The following is a 3,752-nucleotide window of genomic DNA, read 5'->3' on the forward strand; positions in this document are numbered from 1 at the left end:
AAATAAAACTGCGATTGTGAGGCTGCGTTTCCGCCCACTTCATAAAACATTCCGTAAGTTTTTTTGTCTCTATTCACAAAAGGTTGTTCTAGGATTTCATCCGCTTTTTTTACATGCTCATAAGTCAGTTTTTGAGCATCGCGCAACAATGAGTTTATGTTATTATTTACTGGTTTGTAATTGAGATAAACGGTAGCTTTTAAGTTTGGGTATTCAATATCAAAGTTGCAGTTTCCTTTGTCTACAACATTTCCTAGCGTATTATAATCAAAATTATAACCACAAGTTTTATCAAACATTTTATATTTAGGCTCTGGATATTCTAGACTTAAATAACTTTTGGGTTTTGGCAAAACATCATCTTTGCAACCAATAATTAAAGTTGAAATAAGAAAAAAACAAAAAAATTGAAAATATTTTGTGTACATATATAGGTATTAAAACGGCAAATCGTTTTCGAGATTAGAATTGAAAGTAGTTTTCTTCGGAGATTCTGGTTCCGGCTTTACATTTTCGGTTTCTTTTTTGGTGTTCAGAAAAGTAAACTCTGTTACTTGAATTTCGGTAGTGTATTTGGTGGTTCCGTCTTCAGCTTGCCATTGGCGAGATTTTATGCGGCCTTCCACATAAATTTTATCACCTTTGGACAAATATTTTTCGCAAATTTCTGCCGCTTTGTTGCGCACTACAACATTGTGCCATTCTGTTGATGTAATTTTTTCGTTGGTCGACTTGTTTATATAAACCTCATTGGTTGCCAATGGAAATCTACCAATACAATTTCCACCATCAAAATAATGCATTTTTATATCTTCGCCCAAATGACCAATTAGCATCACTTTATTTAACGTTCCACTCATTTTAATTTATTTTCAATAATTTCAAAGGTAACTATTTTAATCAAAACTTATTCCTCTCAATAAAATTGTGTAAAACTATAGGAAAAGGAAATTTATTTAAACTTTCAAAATCCAAACCATTTTCGAAAATTGTATTTTGCCTTATTTTCCAGAATTTGATATTCAAATGTTGGTGTGTGAGTTTGTGAACAATTGCATCAGATTCCAATAGTTTAATTTCGGAAATTTTATTTAATTTGATTTTTATTAATGATAAAATTTCTGCATTCGAAGTTTCCATTTCTGTTTCCACCACTGGAAATTCATATAAGTTGTGCCAAATTCCTTTTTCAGTTCTTTTGTTGATTCTTGTTTTATTTTGATTGTCAAAAATATATAAATAGTTTAAAAACCGATGCTTTACTTTCAATTTTTTAATTTTTACAGGAAGTTGATTCACTTTATTGGTTGCCAAAGCTGCGCAACTACTATTTAATGGACAAATACTGCAATTTGGATTTTTTGGTACACATTGCAAAGCACCAAACTCCATAATAGATTGATTGAATAACGCTGGATTTTTTGTAGAAATTACTTCAAAAGCCAAATCTGTAAATTCTTTTTTGGCTTTCGCCGATGCGATATCGGTTGAGACATTAAAATATCTTGCCAACACTCGATACACATTTCCATCGACGACAGGAACAACTTCATTGTAAGAAAAAGATGCAATTGCGGCAGCTGTGTATTCTCCAACACCTTTTAATTTTAATAAATCTTTATAATTGGCGGGAAAAATTCCGTTTAAATCTGTTGCAATATATTTCGCGGTGGCGTGCAAATTTCTAGCTCTAGAATAATAACCCAAGCCTTGCCATAGCTTTAAAACATATTCTTCACTGGCATTTGCCAAATCAAAAACAGTTGGAAATGCTTTTGTAAACGCTTGATAATAAGGCAATCCTTGAGCCACACGAGTTTGTTGCAGGATGATTTCTGACAACCAAATTTGATACGGATTTGTAGTCTGACGCCAAGGCAAATCTCGTTTATTTTCTAAATACCACGTTGCTAATATCTTACTAAAATTCATTGTAAATAATTGGTTAGCAAAAATAAATCTTTATATGATTAAATTTTAATCATTTATACATTAAATATTGTTTAAATAATTTATATATTTGCAACCTCAAAAATTTACACAAATTTAATTATATTTAAAATGACAAAAGCAGATATCGTAGCTAAAATTTCAGAGAAATTAGGACTAGAAAAAGGTGATGTACAAGCTACAGTGGAGACTTTTATGAACGAAGTAAAAATCTCATTAGAAACGGGTGATAATGTTTATTTAAGAGGTTTTGGAAGTTTTATAGTAAAAACTAGAGCTGAAAAAACTGGAAGAAACATTTCAAAAAACACAACAATCAAAATTCCTGCACACAACATTCCGGCATTTAAACCTGCAAAAATATTTGTAGAAGGTGTGAAAACAAACAACGAAACAAAGTAATTATTAACCATAAAAAAATAAGTTATGCCAAGTGGTAAAAAAAGAAAAAGACATAAGGTAGCAACGCACAAACGTAAGAAACGTGCAAGAGCTAACCGTCATAAAAAGAAAAAGTAGTTCTAAACTACTTTTTTTCTTTTTAAACGTTCATTGAAAATGAGATTTAAGATTGTTGATTAACGATGTGAGATTTAAGATTTTTTATTCTCAAATCTAAATTCTAAAATCTGAAATTTCTCCGGGTACAAAACCTGTAATGTTTAATCCATCCTTACACGAGGTTAATAGTTGACAGTTTCCAGTTGATAGTTTTTTCTAACAACCAACAACCAACAACCAACAACTAAATGTTCGGATAAAAATTTACACATGAATAAAGAATTGATTATTAGATCTAGTTCTGAAGCTGTAGATTTTGCCTTACTTAAAGATGGAAAATTAATTGAATTACACAAAGAAGAAGAAACAAGCAACTTTCAAGTAGGCGATATCTTTATCGCCAAAATAAGAAAACCAGTTGCTGGACTTAATGCTGCTTTTGTAAATGTAGGCTTCGAAAAAGATGCCTTTTTACATTATCACGACTTAGGACCTAACCTTGCTTCTCAACTGAAATTCATAAAACTTGTAACCACAGGTAAAATAAAAGATTTCTCCTTAAAAAGTTTCCAGTTTGAAAAAGAAATTGACAAAGATGGCGCCATTACAGATGTAATTGCTGCCAACCAATCAATCCTTGTACAAGTTGTCAAAGAACCAATATCAACTAAAGGTCCAAGAATAAGCTCTGAGCTTTCCTTGGCAGGAAGATATATCGTACTAGTTCCATTTTCTGACCGAGTTTCTATTTCTCAAAAAATAGAATCCAAAGAAGAAAAAGACAGACTAAAACGCCTTGTACAATCAATCAAACCAAAAGGATTCGGTGTTATTGTTCGCACAGTAGCAGAAGGCAAAAAAGTGGCAGAAATAGACAAAGACTTGCAAAACTTGGTGGACAAATGGACATCAATGTGCAAAAAAATTCCAACCGCACAACATCCATCAAAAGTATTAGGCGAGCTCAACAGAGCATCATCAATATTACGAGATGTATTTAATGATACCTTTAGCGGAATTATTATTGACGATCTAGAACTTTACAACGAAACAAAAGAGTACATTCAACAAATTGCTCCAAGTAAAGAATCGATGGTCAAATTGTATCAGTCCAAAGAAACTCCTATTTTCGAAAAATACAGTATCGAAAGACAGATAAAAACCTCGTTTGGCAAAAGCGTATCCATGAGCAAAGGCGCCTATTTAATTATAGAACACACCGAAGCCATGCATGTTATCGATGTAAACAGCGGCAATCGATCCAACAAAGCAACCAATCAAGAAGATACCGCACTCGAAGT

At 32.1% G+C, this 3,752-nt stretch carries 5 protein-coding genes; 2 read left to right on the plus strand and 3 right to left on the minus strand.

Features of this window, described 5'->3' with window-relative positions; translation table 11 throughout:
• The 3 genes from RMN92_RS13650 to mutY all read right to left on the minus strand — a co-directional run.
• On the minus strand, positions 1–428 hold a 428-nt coding region (locus RMN92_RS13650; protein WP_309609992.1), incomplete at its 3' end, for a gliding motility lipoprotein GldD.
• Positions 429–437: 9 nt separating this feature from the next.
• On the minus strand, positions 438–860 hold the full coding sequence (locus tag RMN92_RS13655; protein ID WP_309609993.1) for a single-stranded DNA-binding protein: 423 nt from the start codon (positions 858–860) through the stop codon (positions 438–440).
• A 40-nt stretch (positions 861–900) separates the two neighbouring features.
• Positions 901–1,932 carry an A/G-specific adenine glycosylase gene (gene mutY / locus RMN92_RS13660; protein ID WP_309609994.1) on the minus strand — a complete coding sequence of 344 codons (1,032 nt, stop codon included), beginning with the start codon at positions 1,930–1,932 and terminating at the stop codon, positions 901–903.
• 129 nt (positions 1,933–2,061) lie between these two features.
• Between mutY and RMN92_RS13665 the strand changes: the two genes are divergently transcribed.
• Together RMN92_RS13665 and RMN92_RS13670 are read left to right on the plus strand one after the other, a co-directional pair.
• Entirely contained in the window at positions 2,062–2,352 is a 291-nt protein-coding gene (locus RMN92_RS13665) for an HU family DNA-binding protein (RefSeq protein ID WP_309609995.1), read from the plus strand.
• A gap of 369 nt (positions 2,353–2,721) precedes the next feature.
• The coding region (locus RMN92_RS13670) for a ribonuclease E/G (protein ID WP_309609996.1) at positions 2,722–3,752 on the plus strand (1,031 nt) is incomplete at its 3' end.

Source organism: Flavobacterium sp., assembly GCF_031363805.1.
In the GTDB taxonomy this organism is placed as follows: Bacteria; Bacteroidota; Bacteroidia; order Flavobacteriales; family Flavobacteriaceae; genus Flavobacterium.